Origin of the sequence: Paenirhizobium daejeonense, from assembly GCF_014280875.1 — a bacterium.
In the GTDB taxonomy this organism is placed as follows: domain Bacteria; phylum Pseudomonadota; class Alphaproteobacteria; order Rhizobiales; family Rhizobiaceae; genus Allorhizobium; species Allorhizobium daejeonense.
The window spans coordinates 30,069-47,412 of sequence record NZ_JACLAL010000002.1 but is presented as its reverse complement, the minus strand read 5'-3'; the positions used below and the strand labels follow the sequence as shown (position 1 = coordinate 47,412).

Annotated in this window: 17 protein-coding genes; 13 read left to right on the top strand and 4 right to left on the bottom strand. The window is 60.8% G+C overall.

Annotation, left to right across the window (positions count from 1 at the left end; all coding sequences use genetic code 11):
• The first annotated feature begins 31 nt into the window (after positions 1–31).
• On the top strand, positions 32–484 hold the full coding sequence (locus H4I99_RS03885) for a GFA family protein (protein WP_163899308.1): 453 nt from the start codon (positions 32–34) through the stop codon (positions 482–484).
• 187 nt (positions 485–671) lie between these two features.
• Positions 672–1,634, top strand: coding sequence for a nucleoside hydrolase (locus H4I99_RS03880; protein ID WP_163899305.1), 963 nt, complete (start codon positions 672–674; stop codon positions 1,632–1,634).
• Positions 1,635–1,669: 35 nt separating this feature from the next.
• Here the strand turns inward: H4I99_RS03880 and H4I99_RS03875 are convergent, their stop codons facing one another.
• From H4I99_RS03875 to H4I99_RS03865, 3 genes are all read right to left on the bottom strand, one after another.
• On the bottom strand, positions 1,670–3,598 hold the full coding sequence (locus H4I99_RS03875) for an FAD-binding monooxygenase (protein WP_163899302.1): 1,929 nt from the start codon (positions 3,596–3,598) through the stop codon (positions 1,670–1,672).
• A 252-nt stretch (positions 3,599–3,850) separates the two neighbouring features.
• Positions 3,851–4,522: a cobalt-precorrin-6A reductase gene (locus tag H4I99_RS03870; RefSeq protein ID WP_163899299.1), complete on the bottom strand. Its 672-nt coding sequence runs from the start codon at positions 4,520–4,522 to the stop codon at positions 3,851–3,853.
• Position 4,523: 1 nt separating this feature from the next.
• A complete protein-coding gene (locus tag H4I99_RS03865; RefSeq protein ID WP_163905707.1) occupies positions 4,524–5,654 on the bottom strand; it encodes a cobalt-precorrin-5B (C(1))-methyltransferase in 1,131 nt (376 codons plus the stop codon).
• 92 nt (positions 5,655–5,746) lie between these two features.
• Between H4I99_RS03865 and cobA the strand changes: the two genes are divergently transcribed.
• The 6 genes from cobA (at position 5,747) to H4I99_RS03835 (ending at position 11,375) form a co-directional block, all read left to right on the top strand.
• Positions 5,747–6,589: a uroporphyrinogen-III C-methyltransferase gene (gene cobA, locus H4I99_RS03860; RefSeq protein WP_163899296.1), complete on the top strand. Its 843-nt coding sequence runs from the start codon at positions 5,747–5,749 to the stop codon at positions 6,587–6,589.
• Positions 6,586–7,890: a cobyrinic acid a,c-diamide synthase CobB gene (locus H4I99_RS03855; protein ID WP_163899293.1), complete on the top strand. Its 1,305-nt coding sequence runs from the start codon at positions 6,586–6,588 to the stop codon at positions 7,888–7,890. The genes cobA and H4I99_RS03855 overlap by 4 nt, the downstream gene beginning before the upstream one ends.
• Positions 7,887–8,888 carry a threonine-phosphate decarboxylase CobD gene (cobD, locus tag H4I99_RS03850; RefSeq protein ID WP_163899291.1) on the top strand — a complete coding sequence of 334 codons (1,002 nt, stop codon included), beginning with the start codon at positions 7,887–7,889 and terminating at the stop codon, positions 8,886–8,888. Before H4I99_RS03855 ends, cobD begins: the two co-directional genes overlap by 4 nt.
• A complete protein-coding gene (gene cbiB / locus H4I99_RS03845) occupies positions 8,888–9,865 on the top strand; it encodes an adenosylcobinamide-phosphate synthase CbiB (RefSeq protein WP_163905706.1) in 978 nt (325 codons plus the stop codon). Before cobD ends, cbiB begins: the two co-directional genes overlap by 1 nt.
• 138 nt (positions 9,866–10,003) lie before the next feature.
• The gene (locus tag H4I99_RS03840; RefSeq protein WP_163899288.1) at positions 10,004–10,774 is read left to right on the top strand and encodes a hypothetical protein; all 771 of its coding nucleotides are present in this window, start codon (positions 10,004–10,006) and stop codon (positions 10,772–10,774) included.
• Between the two features lie 172 nt (positions 10,775–10,946).
• On the top strand, positions 10,947–11,375 hold the full coding sequence (locus tag H4I99_RS03835) for a L,D-transpeptidase (protein ID WP_163899285.1): 429 nt from the start codon (positions 10,947–10,949) through the stop codon (positions 11,373–11,375).
• 57 nt (positions 11,376–11,432) lie between these two features.
• Here the strand turns inward: H4I99_RS03835 and H4I99_RS03830 are convergent, their stop codons facing one another.
• Complete coding sequence (locus H4I99_RS03830; RefSeq protein WP_163899282.1) at positions 11,433–12,158, bottom strand: Crp/Fnr family transcriptional regulator; 726 nt, start codon at positions 12,156–12,158, stop codon at positions 11,433–11,435.
• A 199-nt stretch (positions 12,159–12,357) separates the two neighbouring features.
• Between H4I99_RS03830 and hemN the strand changes: the two genes are divergently transcribed.
• The 5 genes from hemN to H4I99_RS03805 all read left to right on the top strand — a co-directional run bounded on the left by hemN (position 12,358) and on the right by H4I99_RS03805 (position 17,296).
• Entirely contained in the window at positions 12,358–13,707 is a 1,350-nt protein-coding gene (gene hemN / locus H4I99_RS03825; protein ID WP_163899279.1) for an oxygen-independent coproporphyrinogen III oxidase, read from the top strand.
• A gap of 109 nt (positions 13,708–13,816) precedes the next feature.
• Complete coding sequence (locus tag H4I99_RS03820) at positions 13,817–14,095, top strand: acyl carrier protein (RefSeq protein ID WP_003502893.1); 279 nt, start codon at positions 13,817–13,819, stop codon at positions 14,093–14,095.
• A 127-nt stretch (positions 14,096–14,222) separates the two neighbouring features.
• Positions 14,223–14,696 carry an ApeI family dehydratase gene (locus H4I99_RS03815; protein WP_163899276.1) on the top strand — a complete coding sequence of 158 codons (474 nt, stop codon included), beginning with the start codon at positions 14,223–14,225 and terminating at the stop codon, positions 14,694–14,696.
• Between the two features lie 92 nt (positions 14,697–14,788).
• Complete coding sequence (locus tag H4I99_RS03810; protein WP_163899274.1) at positions 14,789–15,994, top strand: beta-ketoacyl-ACP synthase; 1,206 nt, start codon at positions 14,789–14,791, stop codon at positions 15,992–15,994.
• Between the two features lie 12 nt (positions 15,995–16,006).
• Positions 16,007–17,296: a beta-ketoacyl-ACP synthase gene (locus tag H4I99_RS03805; RefSeq protein WP_163899270.1), complete on the top strand. Its 1,290-nt coding sequence runs from the start codon at positions 16,007–16,009 to the stop codon at positions 17,294–17,296.
• Positions 17,297–17,344: the final 48 nt, after the last annotated feature.

The following is a 17,344-nucleotide window of genomic DNA, read 5'->3' as shown; positions in this document are numbered from 1 at the left end:
GATTGACCGAGGCAAGAAGAGGACAGAGCGTATGAGTGAGCAGGAAAGCACGAACGGAACATGCCGCTGCGGTCAGGTGAGGCTGAAAGTGAAGGGCAGGCCGATGATGACGATGGCCTGCCATTGCACGGGATGCCAGAGAATGACGGCGAGTGCATTTTCACTGAGTTCGCTCTATCCGCTGGAAGCGTTCGAGGTTTCCGGTCTCGAGCCGGTGATCGGCGGCCTGCACGGGGATTTGCGTCACTTCTTCTGCCCCCATTGCATGAGCTGGATGTTCACGCGTTTCGATGGCATGGGACCCTTCGTCAACATACGTTCAGCACTTCTCGATGATTTCGGCGGTTTCCGTCCTTTCATCGAAAGCTACACCAGCGAGAAGCTGCCCTGGGCTGAAACGCCGGCGCGGCACAGCTACCCGCAATTTCCGCCGATGGAGGACTTTCCCAGCCTGATGGCCGAATTCGCCCAATCGGGCAACTGAGCCGGTTGGCGCAACATAGGCAAATCTTCGAGCATAATCTTGTCGATCCTCGTTTCACTCCGGTCGGATTATGCTCTATCTCTTTGTTTCGGCGCAATTCCTGACGCAAAACCGCTTCACGCTTTTGCTGGAATTGCTCTAAGACAACGGCTTCGCATTCCTTCCAAAACGCAATTCGGCGGATTTCATGCACAAGGTCATTTTCGATACGGATCCGGGCGTCGATGACGCCATGGCGCTGCTCTTCCTTCATCATCATCAGGAGATCGATCTTCTTGGTGTGACCACGGTCTTCGGTAACGCGACCATCGAGACGACGACGCGCAACGCGTTGTTCCTCAAGCGCGAGTGGAAGATCGATGCTCCCGTGGCGCGAGGCGCCGGCGAGACCTTCATCCCGCACCGCATCAGCCACGAGCCGCCGAAGTACATCCATGGTGATGATGGTCTCGGCAATATCGGCGTGCCCGAGAGTATAGACCTTCCGCTCGATCCGCGGCCGGCCCACCGCTTCATCGTGGACACCATCCGGGCCAATCCGGGTGAGGTGACGCTGGTGGCGGTTGGAAGAATGACCAACCTTGCCAATGCCTTGAAGGAAGATCCTGAGATCGTTTCTCTGGTCAAGGAAGTCGTCATCATGGGCGGCGCCTTCGATATCAACGGCAATGTGACGCCGGCCGCCGAGGCCAATATCCATGGCGATCCGGAAGCCGCTGATATCGTGTTTACCGCCAGCTGGCCGGTGGTCATCGTCGGTCTCGACGTGACGACGAAGACGGTGATGACCCGCCAGCAACTGGCGGACATCCGCGACGCGGCGGGCTCCAGCCGTGTCCGGCTACTGTTCGATCTCTCGCAGTTCTACATCAAGTTTTACGAGGGAAGGGTGGCCGACGGCATGGTGGTGCATGACAGCTGCGCCTGCGTCTATGTCGTGGCGCCGGAACTCTTCACGACCCGCTCGGGTTCTGTGCGCGTCGTTTGCGGTGGTATTGCCGATGGTGCGACGGTCCAGAAGCCGGATACCCGAGGCTTCGGCCCGAGCGACTGGGACAATCTGCCGAGCCAGAAGGTCTGCGTCGACATTGATCCCGACGCTGTGCTGAAGGTCATTCATGACACGATCGTCAGCGTGAAGGAAGATTGAAAAAAGGGGCCAGGAGGCCCCTTTTTTGTATCGGCCTATCTCCTCGGCTGCAGGAACCCGTCGAAGAAGGCGGTGAGTTCGACATGAGCATCCAATGGCAGGACGTGGGCGACATACTGGTCGGGGCGAACAATGACGAGGGCGCCGCGTTTCCGGTCGATTCCGCGCAGGTCGAATATATCGGGTCCGTTCTTCAGGTCGGGGCAGAATGCCTTTTCGTAGTCCTTGAGGCTAAGCTTGCCCTTCACTGGCAGCAGAAGGGTGGGCAAGGTTTCCGGCGACAGGTCGCGATGGCTCTGCTGGAAGATGGCGCGGAGATCGATCAGCGAATCCACGTCGTCGCCTTCGGGCGTGTATTTCAGCAGAGGGGACGCGGGCGAGGTCGACAGGAAATCGCAGAACGCACGCATGGCGGACGACGGGGCTGACGGGTCCTCATCCGGGGCGAAGGCGAAGAGCCTGAAGCGGCCATCGGCTTTCATGGCGTGGCCGAGATGCATGGGCTTCGCATCGGCCAGCCGGACGACCGGCGCCGAATGGAAACGCATTCCGACCGGATAGCCCGTTGCCAGAGTCTGGTGAGTTGCCGGACCGGTCAGCACCGACGGTGCATAACGGGTCACGGTTCCGGCCGTATAGCGTCCATGCTGCACGAAGTATTTCTGGACTTCCGCCGGCTCGACGCCATCGGGGTTGGTGTCCGATTTCAGCGGAGCGCTCAGCATCTTCGCCCACTCGCGGTCGAAGTCGATGAGGTTCTGCGCAATGGCCTGCCGCTCGACGGAGTAGCTGTGCAGCAGTTCCGGGCCTGAGCGTCCCTGAAGGACATAGGCGAGCTTCCAGCCGAGATTGAAGGTGTCCTGCATGGAGACGTTCATGCCCTGACCAGCCTTGGGGCTGTGGGTGTGGCAGGCGTCGCCGGCGATGAAGACGCGGGGCAGGCGGGTCCCGACGTCCTGCACCGGCACGTCGTCGAACTTGTCGGTCAGCCGCTGGCCGATCTCGTAGACGGACCACCAGGCGACTTCCTTCACCTCAAGACTATGGGGCCGCATGATCCGCTGCGCCGCCGCAATGAGCTGGTCCAGCGTGATGTTACGGCTCGCAACGCGCTCGTCTGCTGCAAGCTTGTCCAGTTCCACATAGATGCGCACGAGGTAGCCGCCCTCGCGCGGGATGATCAGGATGCTGCCTTCGTCGGCGGACTGGATCAGCGCCTTCAGCCGGATGTCCGGGAAGTCGGTGACGGCAAGAACGTCCATCACGCCCCATGCCTGATTGGCGGAATCGCCTTTCAGTTCCCGCCCGATGGATTTGCGCACCGTGGACCGCGCGCCGTCGCAGCCAGCCACATAACGCGCCCTGACTTGCTCGGTTTCTCCCTCATGGCCGCTATCCAGCCGTTCTAGGGTCGCGGTCACCGGATAATCGTCAGCGTCCGGATCGATGGTCAGGTCGACCAGACGACGGGAGTAGTGGGGTTCGAGCCGGTTCGGCGAATTGCGCATGATGTCGAGATAGAAATCGTGCACGCGTGCCTGATTGAGGATGACATGGGGGAACTCGGAGAGACCGTCTTCCACGTCCTGTACGCGGCCATGTCGGACGACGTTGTCACGCGCGGCCGCATCCGGTCTCCAGAAGGCGGTTTCATTGACCCAGTAGGATTCACGCAGCACGCGCTCTGCAAAACCGAAGGCATTGAACATCTCCATGGTGCGACAGGCGATGCCATCGGCCTGACCGAGCAAAAGCGGTCCGTCTCGCTGGTCGACGATCGCTGTACTGATATCCGGAAAGGCCGAGAGCTGGGCAGCGAGCGTCAGTGCAGCCGGACCGCAGCCAATGATGAGCACGTCGACCTCGGCAGGCAAGGCCACGGGGGAAGTTGTCTCCGCAGGAGATTTTGACGGGATCGATACGTCCGGATCGCCGGTTCGGAATCCGTTGAGATGAAACTGCATTGCGATCTGCTCCTCCGCTCAATGCCGACGTGAACGGTATCCAGGCAGACATTGCCGCCGCTGGAAAAACCTCGTTCTCGATTTCGTGTGACGGCTGTCCTCCGCCGCCGATGATTAAGTAAGTATGCTTATTAAATTGCGATGTCAATGATATGTATGCTCACTTAACAGATGCAGCGATCAGGGCGATGTGAAGCTTGCAGGCGAGCCAGGGCTGCCATTTGGCGAGGCGGCGAGGATTTCCGTGTGCCGTCAGCGCCTTATCATCACCACCGGAAGCGACAGTTCACGGGCTGCAAGGATCTTGCCGTAACCGGCATTGCCGCCGGAGTTGCGGCAGACGAGGTGAGTGATTCCATGCCGTTTCAGCAATTCGGCCTCCGAGCGGGGATCTGCGGAGGGCTTGCCGAGGATCAGTTCGAAATTCAGGAAGGCGAGCGTCTTCTGTGGCGGGTCGACCATGCGGATGACGAAGTGGCAATCGTCGCGCTTCTCGAAGGCGGAGAGGTATTGACGACCGAGCGCGAGGAAGACGTAGGCGCCGCCCGGCAATGCCGCCGCCGCTTCTTCCAGAGTGGTCACCTCGGTCCACCGGTCCTTGTCGTCGCGCGTCCATGATGGCCGGTCGAGACGTTCCAGAGGGACGCCGGCGCTCTCGCAGGCGAGGCGGGCGTTTTCCGAAATCCGGGTCGCGAAGGGGTGGGTGGCATCGATCACCCGGTCGATACGGTTTTCGTTCAGAAATCTCGCCAGCCCTTCGACACCTCCGAAGCCGCCGATACGGACGGTGCCAGCAATCTGGGCGGGGTTGGTGGTGCGGCCTGCAAGCGAGGTCAGGACATCCACTTTCCCCTCCGCGACCAGTCTGGCCGCGAGATCGGCAGCCTCCGCCGTGCCTCCAAGGATCAGGATCTTTTCCCGCATTTCAGGACGCCCGACCAATGATCTTGCCCCGCCGGTCGGTCACCACCACATCGACTTCGACCGGTGCGCCGCGTAGCGTCTCGATGGCTGTGCGGCGTGCGCCCTCCGCAATGGGCGCAGCCAGATCGATGCCATTTTCGTTCGCTATCTCAAGGACTTCCATTGCCGTATTGGCAGATTGAATCCGATTTCTGACATATTGCTCTAGCTTTTCCATGCAAGGCAATGAAAGAAAGAAGTTATTGTCGATCTGGCTGCGTGAGGAATGAAGATCGAGCGCGCCTTGGGCGAGCTTGGCCATCTTGGCAAAGCCACCGGCGATCGTCAGTCGCGGAATGGGGTGGGCGCGCAGGTATTTCAGCAGGCCGCCGGCGAAATCCCCCATGTCGAGCAGCGCGCCATCCGGTAGTCCGTGAAGTTGCTGGGCGGCCTTTTCCGATGTCGAGCCGGTGGCGCCGAGAACATGGGTGATGCCTTCGGCGCGGGCGACGTCTATGCCGCGATGGATCGAATGGATCCAGGCAGCGCAGGAAAAAGGATGGACCACGCCGGTGGTGCCGAGAATGGATAGGCCGCCAACGATGCCGAGGCGCGGGTTCCATGTCTGGCGGGCGATCTCGTCGCCGCCGGGAATAGAGATGGAGATCTCGACATCGCCCGTGAGCCCGTGTTCAGAGCAGAGCGCCATGACCTCAGCCGACATCATGGAGCGCGGCACCGGATTGATCGCCGCTTCGCCGACCGGGATCGGCAGGCCGGGGCGGGTCACCGTGCCAACCCCGTCGCCGGCAGCAAAGCGGATACCGCTTCCGGGCGGCAAGGGGCGCACCGAGGCGATTACCGTTGCGCCATGAGTGACATCCGGATCGTCTCCGGCATCCTTGACGATGCCGGCCATTGCGTAGCCCTCGCCAAGGGTCTCGAAGGCCAGCGCGAAGGCCGGTTCCTCGCCGCGCGGCAGCCGGATGGTGACGGGGTCGGGGAATTCGCCTGTAATCAGCGCAGTCAGGGCCGCCTTGGTCGCAGCCGTCGCGCAGGCTCCCGTGGTCCAGCCCGTACGCAGAGGCCCTTCGGGCCGTTCTGTGCGGCCTTCTGTAGGTGTGTTCGATGCGGGTTTCGCGGCTTCGGTCATCACGTTGTTATAGGCGTTAGCGGGCCCGACCGAAAGCGTCGCGAACGGCTTCTCCGATTGCAATTTCGTCATGCGAAGCATAGAGCAAGGCCATGAGTTTCGATCCCTTTTCCGATCTGCCTTCGATGATGCCCGGCCATGTCTGGCTGGCGGGCGCGGGGCCGGGCGATCCCGGTCTCCTGACGTTGCTTGCGGCAAAGGCTCTGGCCGAGGCGGACGTGATCGTCCATGACGCACTGGTCAACGAGGATTGCCTGAAACTCGCGCGTGCCGGCGTTGAACTCGAATATGCGGGAAAGCGCGGCGGCAAGCCTTCCGCCAGGCAGCGCGACATTTCGCTGCGGCTGGTCGAGCTTGCCAAGGAGGGCCGCAAGGTCCTGCGACTCAAGGGCGGCGATCCCTTCGTCTTCGGTCGTGGCGGTGAGGAGGCGCTGACGTTGATCGAGCATGGCGTGCCGTTCCGCATCGTTCCCGGCATCACCGCCGGCATCGGCGGTCTTGCCTATGCCGGCATTCCGGTCACCCATCGCGAAATCAATCACGCCGTCACCTTCCTGACAGGGCATGATTCCTCCGGCGTCGTTCCCGACCGGATCGACTGGGAAGCGATCGGCCGCGGTTCGCCCGTCATCGTCATGTACATGGCGATGAAGCATATTGCCGCCATAAGCGCCAACCTGATTGCCGCAGGACGCTCGCCCGACGAATCGGTTGCCTTTGTCTGTGATGCAGCGACTCCATCGCAGAAAGTGTTGGAGACGACGCTCGGCAGGGCGGTGGAGGATGTCGCCGCATCCGGTCTCGAGCCTCCGGCTATCGTCGTGGTCGGCGAGGTGGTGCGTCTGAGGCCTTCGCTCGACTGGCTCGGCGCATTGTCCGGGCGCGCGTTGCTGCCCGATCCGTTTGCCGACCGGCAAAGGAAGGACAGCGCATGAGCGGGCTCCTGATCGCAGCGCCTTCTTCGGGCTCAGGTAAGACGACCGTGACGCTCGGACTGCTCCGGGCGCTGAAGCGGAACGGTTATGCGATCGCTCCCGGCAAGGCCGGCCCCGACTACATCGATCCGGCGTTTCATGCAGCTGCGAGCGGAGAGACCTGTCTCAATTTCGATCCCTGGGGTATGCGCAGCGAATTGCTGCTCGCCAATGCCGCCATTCATCGTTTCGGCGGCAAGGACCTGGTGATCGAGGCGATGATGGGGCTGTTCGACGGAGCGGCGGACGGTCGCGGCTCGGCAGCGGATCTGGCGTCGATCCTCGGGCTTTCCATCATCCTCGTGGTCGATTGCGCCAAAGCGTCCCATTCTATTGCGGCGCTGGTCAGCGGCTTTGCCAATTTCCGCATCGATACCCGCGTCGTCGGTGTCATCCTCAATCGTGTCGGCAGTGACCGGCATGAGACGATGCTGCGCGAGGCGCTTGGCGGCATCCGCATGCCGGTCATGGGCGTCATCCGCAGCGATGCGTCGCTGCATCTGCCCGAGCGGCATCTCGGTCTCGTCCAGGCCGGTGAACACGGTGAACTGGAAGCCTTCATCGACAGGGCGGCCGCGACAGTCGAGGCGGGCTGCGATATCGATGCCATCATGCGCACGGCCCGACATATCCCTGACCGTGCGTCGGAGGCCAATATTGATCGCCTTCCGCCGCTTGGGCAGAAGATCGCGGTGGCGCGCGATGTCGCCTTCGCCTTCTGCTACGAGCACATGCTGCTCGGCTGGCGTCGGCGTGGTGCGGAAATCTCGTTCTTCTCGCCCCTTGCCGACCAGGCTCCTTCAGCCGAAGCGGATGCGATCTACCTGCCGGGCGGCTATCCGGAACTGCATGCGGGGACGCTTGCCTCTGCGTCCGCCTTCCGGGCCGGCATGCTCGATGCGGCGGCCCGGGGCGTGAAGATCTACGGAGAGTGCGGCGGCTACATGACACTCGGCGAAGCGCTGGTCGATGGCGACGGCGTGACCCACGGGATGCTCGGTCTTCTTCCTGTCGTCACCAGCTATGCCCAGCGTAAGCGCCATCTGGGTTACCGCTCGCTGGTGCCGCTGACGGATTTCTTCATGGCGCCGATGTCCGCGCATGAGTTCCACTATGCATCGATCGTTTCCGAGGGCGATGCCGACCGCCTGTTTGCTGTCGAAGATGCATTGGGCTTGGATCTGGGACAGGTGGGACTGCAACGCGGAAATGTGGCCGGCTCCTACATGCATCTGATCGATCTTGCGAGTGCCGAGGCATGAGCGGAACGGTCATTCATGGCGGTGGCATCACGGCTGCCGCGGCGCGCTTTGGCGGCCGTGCGGAAGACTGGCTCGACCTCTCGACCGGTCTCAACCCTTGCCCGCCTGAATTGCCGGAGGTGTCGTTACGCGCCTGGCATCGTCTGCCGGATCGCCATCTTGAACTCGATGCACGCCGGGCAGCCCAAGCCTTCTATGGGACGGGCGAAATCCTGCCCTTGCCAGTGCCGGGCACGCAATCGGCGATCCAGATGCTGCCACGCCTCGTTGCCAGCGACAGGCCGGTCGCCATCCTGTCGCCCACCTATGGCGAATATGGCCGTGTGTTCGAGGCGGAGGGGCGCTCCGTCGAGCGGATCGCCAGTCTTGATGACGTGGGCGGTCGGCACGGCCTTGTCGTGGCGGTCAATCCGAACAATCCGACGGGCAGGATCTTTCCGCCGGAGAAACTGTTGGAGCGGGCAGATCGCCTGTCGCAGTCCGGTGGGCTGCTGGTGGTCGACGAGGCGTTCGGCGACTGCGCGCCGGAGGTCAGTGTCGCCGGGGAGGTGAAGAGGCACCCGAACCTCATCGTCTTCCGTTCGTTCGGCAAGTTCTTCGGCATGGCCGGCACTCGTCTCGGTTTCGTGGTTGCCGAACCCGAAATCCTTGAGAGGATGGAAAGCTGGCTTGGGCCATGGGCCGTTTCCGGTCCGGCGCTTTCTATGGCTGCCTCGATGCTTTCCGGCGAGAAGGACAGCATCCGTCAGGTGATCGCCGCGCGGCGGGCGGCGCTCGGTGCTGTGCTTGCCGATGCCGGCCTGCGCGTCAGCGGAGGCACCGATCTCTTCGCGCTGGTGGAGGATGACGAGGCGGCGGCGCTCCACGAACATCTCTGCCGCTCACATATCCTGACCCGTGCCTTCGACTATGCGCCGAAATGGCTGCGGATCGGACTTGCGCCCGATGAGCAATCCGACCGGCGTCTGGCGCAGGCGTTGAAGGGGTGGGCTCGGTGATGGAAGCATCGATGCTTGCCGTGCTTGCGCTTGCCCTTCTCATCGACCGCGTCATTGGGGATCCCCCGGAGCTCTGGGCGCGCCTGCCGCATCCCGTCGTGGTGTTTGGCAAGGCGATTGCCTTTTGCGATCGGAATTTCAATCATGCCGGCGCATCTGACGCGATCCAGCGGAGAAACGGTGTCATTGCCATCGCGGCTCTGCTCTGCCTGTCGCTCTTGGTCGGTGGGATGCTGGAAGGGATCTTTGCAGCGTTTGGTTCGCTGGGCTTCATCCTTGAGGTGCTTGTTGTCGCCGTGCTTCTGGCGCAGAAGAGCCTTGCCGATCATGTCGGTGCTGTCGCTGCGGGTTTGAGGGCCGATGGTCTCGAGGGCGGGCGGCGGGCAGTTTCGCTGATCGTTGGACGCGATCCCGCGACGCTCGATGCGCCGGCGATCTGCCGTGCGGCAATCGAGAGCCTTGCGGAGAATTTCGCCGATGGCGTCGTCGCGCCCGCCCTCTGGTATGCCATCCTCGGTCTGCCGGGCATCCTTGCTTACAAGATGCTGAACACAGCCGATTCGATGATCGGCCACAAGAACGAGAAATATCGCGACTTTGGCTGGGCTTCCGCCCGGCTCGACGATCTTGCCAACTGGCCGGCGGCGCGGCTCTCCGCCTTTGTCATCGCGTTCGCGGCGCTTTTTTCTCATGGGGTCGTGGCCGCAAGGCGCTCGCTGTCGGTTGCGCTCAGGGATGCCGGGCTGCACCGCTCGCCGAATTCTGGCTGGCCGGAGGCCGCCATGGCCGGGGCGCTCGATATTCAGCTGACCGGACCGCGCATCTATGGCGGCCAGCGGGTCAGCGAACCGATGATCAACGGCGCTGGCCGTGCGGTGGCGACGGCGGCCGATATCGAGGATGGCGTGAGGGTTTTCTACTCCGCCTGCCATGTCCTTCTCGGTCTTGTGGTGTTTCTCTTCGCTGCTCTTGTCTAGAGTTCACCCATTTCTGCAGCATCTTCCGGACGAATAAAACGGACTGGCTTCACAACCGATTGCAGTATATTTGTTTCCCGTTGCCTCGTCCTATTTCAGAAACAGTCTTGCTAATTATTCATTGAAAGATGGTGGCCGATGCTTTTGCCCTATTATATCCGGCAATCTCTCATCAGCATACCTTGTTCTTTCGTCATTTTTCTATCGACGCCTGATCTTTCTCATTCGTCCTCTCCCATAGCTGAATACGTCAAGATACCGGCAAGCCGTATACTCCCCGAATGCATGGCCGGAGACGCCAACCATTGCGGATTTCCGGTTTTTGTCGGGATTACATTGTTTTCGCAGTATTCTCCCGAGGAGGAACTTGTTCCAGATGCGGTAGAAAAGATCCTGCCTCGTGATCTGACGAATTCAATCGCGACTGAATTACGCCTGGGCTCAGGGGAACGATGTGATCCTACAGTCCTGTGGTCTCAACTGGAGCGAGCATCAAAGGCGCCTGAGCAGACAGATCAGGAAAAGCTGATCGAGCAGGAACTGGCTGAACCTGCCGGACAATGTCTAATAGCGGGGGCTCCGACATCCAAGGTGCGTGCATTGGTTTATTGGCGGAAAGGTGTCGTGGTAGGCTGGGCTGAGTGCTCCCAGGCGGAGCAACAACTTGAATTCTGCGAGCTTGTGTTTTCCGGCGACAGAGATCAGCAACGGATACCGCATGAACGCGCTTACTGGCGAGTGGATTTTGCAACCATTTTGCATGATAATCTACATGCTATTATCTCGAAGGCGTTTTACCTCAACACACTCCTGCCGGCCGAAATGTCCGAATGGAGTAGGACTACGTTCGCGAAGGTCGCTGCATTTTCAAAACTCAAGATCGTTCAGATCGAAACTGTAGCGAAGTGAAGAGGACATATGGAACAAGCTCATTGTCGTTTGATGTCCGCCTGAATTGAGTCCAAATGAGTTCGAGTGTTCATATTATTTTAGCTCTTCAGCTTAACCGGATATATCGAGCTTTCTACTATAACTGCCCCTTGCAAAAATCCTGAGAAACAGGAAATCGACAGGGGACATCATGCGTAAACTGCTTATTGCGGCTTCGGCCTTTCTTGCCCTGCAATTCGCTCCGGTTCTGGCGGAAGCGAGCATGCTCACGGCGAAAATCAACATTTCCACACAGACCATGACCGTTTCGCAGAACGGCTTCGTCAAATATCGCTGGAAGGTCTCCACCGCGCGCAAGGGCTATGTCACGCCGGTCGGCAGCTATAGCGCCAAGTGGGCGTCGAAGGATCATCGCTCGCGCAAGTATGACAATGCGCCGATGCCGTTCGCGATCTTCTTCAAGGGTGGTTACGCGGTCCACGCCACCTTCGACCTGAAGCGGCTCGGTTCGCCAGCGTCCCATGGCTGCATTCGCCTGCATCCGGACAATGCGGCGCGCTTCTTCTCCATGGCGACGGCGAACGGCCTCGACAATACGCGAATCATCATCACTCGCTAAAGCCGGACAAGTAGCAGTCGTTCGGTTTTCAGATGTTGAAGCCTTGGCCGGTGACTATCAGTCGTTACCGGCCGCATAGCGCAGGCGATTGAGATCGGGAACGACTACATGGCGATTGTTCTCGATCACGATGATCCCGTCCTTGCGCAGCTTGGTCATCTGGCGGCTGACGGTCTCGATGGTAAGGCCGAGGAAGTCGGCGATATCGGCGCGGGACAGCGGCAAGTCGAAGGTGGTGGCGCTACCCTTGTCCGGATCGATATGTGTCGCGATCAGGTGGAGGAAGCTTGCAACCTTTTCCTGGGCGGTCTTGCGGCCGAGCGTCAGCATCCAGTCGCGCGCCTCGTCCAGTTCCTTCAGCGACTGGATATGCAGCTTGCGCTCCAGATCCGGTGCTTCGCCGACCATGCGGTCGATGAGGGGGCGCGGGAAGGTACAGATCTCGGTATCGGTCGCGGCTTCCGCCGTGATGGTGCTCTCGCCAAGGAAGGGGCGGCCCAGGAAATCGGGCGCGAACTGCAAGCCGACGATCTGCTGACGGCCGTCAGCCATCATCTTGGAGAGCTTCACCACACCGTTCAGAATGTTGCTGTAGCTCGAAACGCGCTCGCCCTGGCCGATAACTTCCTCGCCGGCCGAAATCTTCCGGCGGCTCGAATGCTTGTTGAGTTCAGCAAGCTGGGTGAAGCTCAAGGCGGCACAGACGCCGCCATGACGTGCTTCGCAGGCTCGACAGACCGTCGGGGCCTCGCATTCGGCTGTCGTTCTTTTCAGTACGTCCATTTCCAGCAGTTCCTGTCCGGCATCTTAAACCACGGCTACCACGCTGGTTCCTGACGCAGCAGCATGCCCAAAGGCCAGCGATTTCTAGTTGAACTCCTAGCGTTAATCTACCAGCAAATTGATCGAAGTCAAAGGCAGGGGCTGCGACCCAGCGTATCAGGGGAGTATTCCTGATATTTTCGAGACTGCGGATAGATCCATGCAAAACTCGCTTCTTGCCAAGTATTCCGGCGCTGTCCCGCGCTACACCAGCTATCCCACGGCGCCACACTTCTACGAAGGTATAGACTGCGGCAAATATGCACAGTGGCTTGGTGAACTCGGCGCAGGGCAGGATATTTCACTGTATTTGCATATTCCGTATTGCGATCGTCTGTGCTGGTTCTGTGCCTGTCATACCAAGCATACGCTGAAATACGAACCGATCGCGGCCTATCTGAAGTCGCTGAAGCGCGAGATCGCGCGGGTCGGCAGCCTCGTCAGCAGGGATGCCAAGGTTTCAGCGGTGCATTTCGGCGGCGGCTCCCCGACGATGGTCGCACCGGAAGATATGGTGGACCTGATGAAGGCGTTGCGCGACGCGTTTGCCTTCGGTGACGATGTCGAGATCAGCGTCGAGATGGACCCAAACGATCTTGATGAGGCGCGCTATGACGCGCTGGCCGCCATCGGCATGACCCGTGCGAGCCTCGGTGTGCAGGACTTCAACCCCAAGGTCCAGAAGACCATCAACCGCATCCAGACCTTCGAGCAGACGAAATCCGTCGTCGATGCCGTCAGGGCGAGGGGTGTTCATTCGGTCAACTGCGACATTCTTTATGGTTTGCCCTACCAGACTCTCGAGACCCTTGAGACGACAGTGCGCGACATCATTTCGCTCTCGCCTGACCGGATTGCACTCTTCGGCTATGCGCATGTGCCATGGATGAAGAAGCACCAGACGATGATCCCCGAGGATGCGCTGCCAGGCATAGAGGAACGTTTCCGGCAGATGACCAGAGCGGCGACCATGCTGGTCGAAGCCGGCTACGAGCCGATCGGCATCGACCATTTCGCCCGGCCTGACGACCGGCTCGCGATCGCCGCTCGTCATGGAAAGCTCCGGCGCAATTTCCAGGGCTATACAGACGATGCCGCCGAAGCTCTGATCGGGCTTGGCGCCTCCTCGATCGGTCAGTTGCCGCAGGGCTATGTGCAGAACATGCCGGCCACCGGTGAATATGAACGGCTTGCCGATGCGGACGGGCTGACCGTGGTGCGCGGGATCGAACTCAGCGAGGACGACCGGCTGCGTGCGCATGTTATCGAGCAGATCATGTGTCGTTTCGGCTTCTCGTTTAATGGTGTCCGCAGCCTCTATCCGCAGGTGGGCGAAGTGGTGATCGCCGAGGCGCGGGAGTTCTGTGCACGCAACGGCGACGGCATCTGCGAGATCGTCAATGATGACTTCCGGCTCACTGAAGCGGGCAAGCCTTTTGCACGCAGCGTCGCGGCCGTTTTCGACAGCTATCTGGCAAACGGCAAGGGTCGCCATTCCGTCGCTGTTTGAGTTGAGCAACACCTCGACTGCAAATTTCGCGATTGGTGAAACTTGCCATTGGCTTTTAGAATGGTTTTCCCTATGTGGAACTCAGATTTTCGACATATGAGGTATTGGCGTGACCGCTACATTCGACAAAGTTGCCGACATCATCGCTGAAACGAGCGAAATCGACCGCGAGACGATTACGCCGGAAAGCCATACGATCGACGACCTCGGCATCGACAGCCTGGACTTCCTCGACATCGTTTTCGCGATCGACAAGGAATTCGGCATCAAGATCCCGCTCGAGCAGTGGACGCAGGAAGTCAACGAAGGCAAGGTTTCGACCGAAGAATACTTCGTGCTGAAGAACCTCTGCGCAAAGATCGACGAGTTGAGGGCAGCCAAGGGCTGATCCGCCTTGGCGCATCGGTCCGAAAATCGGATTCGATTTTCGGAGAACTCGATGCGCGGAATCAAGATGTTAGAGCGTCGTTTGTGCGTACTGATGGACGCACAACGCTCTAAGGCGAAGGTTTCCGATGCTGCTTGAATATTTCCAGATGATCGACAAGGTCGAGGCCGTTGACCTCGGCCTTGGCATGCTTAAGGCAAGGTCCGTCGTGCCGCAGGCAAGCCCCGTCTTCGAGGGGCATTTTCCCGGCATGCCGCTCGTTCCCGGCGTTCTCCTGATCGAAACCATGGCGCAGGCTTCCGGCATGATGCTGCTGGCGGTGAAGGACTTTACCGCCATGCCGTTCCTGATGTCGGTCGACGGCGCCAAGATGCGCACCTTCGTCGAACCCGGCGCGGTGCTTGACATCGAGGCACAGTTGGAACACGACGGCTCCGGCTTCGCCGTAACCAAGGCGAAGATTTCGTCCGAGGGCAAGAAGGTCTGCGACGCGCAGCTCAAGCTCCGGACCATGCCATTCAGCGAGGTGCCGCTTGCCGATATCGTGCGCAAGCGTGCCACCGAAATCGGCCTCATGGAGGCTATTGCCGCCGCCCGATAGTATTCTCCGGGCGGCTGGTCGTTCTTGACGGATGCGGGCCGGTCGACGCTGTGGCCCGCTGCGCCGGAACCGTTCCGGCGAGAGGATTGAAGATGGTCAAAAAACCGAATGATGTGGTGATCACCGGCATCGGAATCGTGACGTGCCACGGAACCGGCAAGGAGCCGCATGTCGCGCTTCTGTCTGCCGCCGGCGCTCCGGCTCCCGTCGTCGAGACGGAAAAGTTCAAGCCGTATCCGGTTCATCCCATGCCCGAGATCGACTGGTCGCAGCAGATCGCCAAGCGTGGTGACCAGCGCCAGATGGAAAACTGGCAGCGGCTCGGCGTCTATGCCGCGGGTCTCGCTCTCGATGATGCCGGCCTGAAGGACGACGCCGAGGCTTGCTCGACCATGGACATGATCGTTGCTGCCGGCGGCGGCGAGCGCGATATCAACGTCGATACGCTGATCGTCAACGAGGGGCTGAAGCGCAACGACCGCGCCCAGCTGGTCAACGAGAAGCTCACCACCGAACTGCGCCCGACGCTTTTCCTCGCGCAGCTTTCCAATCTGATGGCGGGCAACATCTCGATCGTGCACAAGGTCACAGGTTCCTCGCGCACCTTCATGGGTGAAGAGGCCGCCGGTATTTCCGCCGTCGAGACTGCGTTTGCTCGCATCCAGGCCGGTCAGTCGACACACACGCTCGTCGGTGGCGCATTCATTGCCGACCGCGACGACATCTTCCTGCTGGTCGAAGGCATCCAGGCCCATGCGACCGGCGACTGGCATCCGCTGTGGCAGCGCCAGCCGGATCATGGTGGCGGTATGGTGCTCGGCACTGTCGGCGCATTCCTGATGCTCGAGTCACGGGAGCATGCGGAAGCGCGCGGCGCACATATCTATGCCTCGATCGACGCCATCGAAGGTGACCGCGGCCGGCGTGAAGATGGCGGGCTCGAAAAGCGCCTGAGCCGCATGGCATCGTCGGTCGCCGCCGGAGCCGGCGAGGGTACGCTCGTGCTTTCCGGTGCAAGCGGCATGTGTGACCTCTCCGCCCGGGAGAAGACGGTTCTTGAGGGTGCGTTTCCGGGCGCATCGTTGCGCGGCTTCGGCGGCGTCACGGGTCATGCGCTCGAGGCTCAGTTCCCGCTCGGCCTCGCTCTTGCCGCACTTGCGCTCGATGCGAAGTCGGTGGTGCCATCCTTCGACGAAAAGAACGAAGGTGTCATGACAAAGCCGGCGACGGATGCCGTGGTGACGACGGTGGGATATGTGCGCGGCGAAGGCATGGCGCATCTTTCGGCCGAAGCGTGAGGAGATAGGATCATGACGGAATCTCGTTTCAAGGACCATCTTGGCCGTCCCATCATCGCCGTGACCGGCATGGGCGTCATCACCTCGCTCGGACAGGGCCTTTCCGACAACTGGGAAAAGCTGACCGGCGGCGTATCCGGCATTCACAAGATCTCGCGTTTCCCGACCGAGGGCCTGAACACGCGCATCAGCGGTACCGTGGATTTCATCGAACTGCCGGCAGTGAACGCGGTCGAGCGCTCCTATGCCATGGCGCGCGAAACCACCATCGAAGCGCTGGCACAGGCGGGCATTTCCGGTGATTTCGACGGCCCGCTGTTTCTTGCTGCTCCGCCGGTCGAGCCGGAATGGGATGACCGCTTCAATCTCGCTGAACGCACACCGCCGGAAGATAACGAGGGCCATGCATATCATCGCCTTCTGGCCGCCATGCGCGCAAAGGCCGATCCGGTGTTTATGGAAGCCGTTCAGTTCGGTTCGATTTCCGAGCGGCTCGCCGATCGTTTCGGCACGCGCGGACTTCCGGTAACACTGTCGACCGCCTGCGCTTCCGGCGCTACCGCGATCCAGCTCGGCGTTGAGGCAATTCGCCAGGGGCGCACGGAACGGGCGTTGACGGTTGCGACCGACGGTTCGGTCGGGGCTGAAGCGCTGATCCGCTTTGCCCTGCTTTCTGCTCTCTCCACCCAGAACGATCCACCGGAAAAGGCTTCCAAGCCGTTCAGCAAGGATCGCGACGGTTTCGTCATCGCCGAAGGCGCTGCGACGCTGGTGCTGGAATCCCTGGAATCCGCGGTCGCCCGCGGCGCCAAGGTGCTCGGTATCATGAAGGGCTGCGGCGAGAAGGCCGACCATTTCCACCGCACGCGCTCCTCGCCGGACGGCGGACCTGCAATTGCCACGATCCGGGCGGCGCTTGAAGATGCCGGCCTTTCGGAAGAAGCGGTGGGCTATATCAACGCCCACGGCACATCGACGCCCGAGAACGACAAGATGGAATACGGCGCGATGCTTTCCGTCTTCGGCGAACGGTTGAAGGACCGGATTCCGGTTTCGTCCAACAAGTCGATGATCGGCCACACGCTGACGGCTGCAGGTGCGGTCGAAGCCGTGTTCTCGATCCAGACGATGCTGACGGGAACGGTTCCGCCGACGATCAACTACGTCAATCCCGATCCGGCGATCGTTCTCGACGTGGTCCCGAACGTGAAGCGGTCGGCCGATGTCTCGGTCGTGCTGTCGAACTCCTTCGGCTTCGGCGGGCAGAACGCCAGCCTTGTCATGACGCGTGAACCGGCTTAAGCCACGGATCACACGCAATTCAGTTACCAGATAAGAACGCCCTCAGGG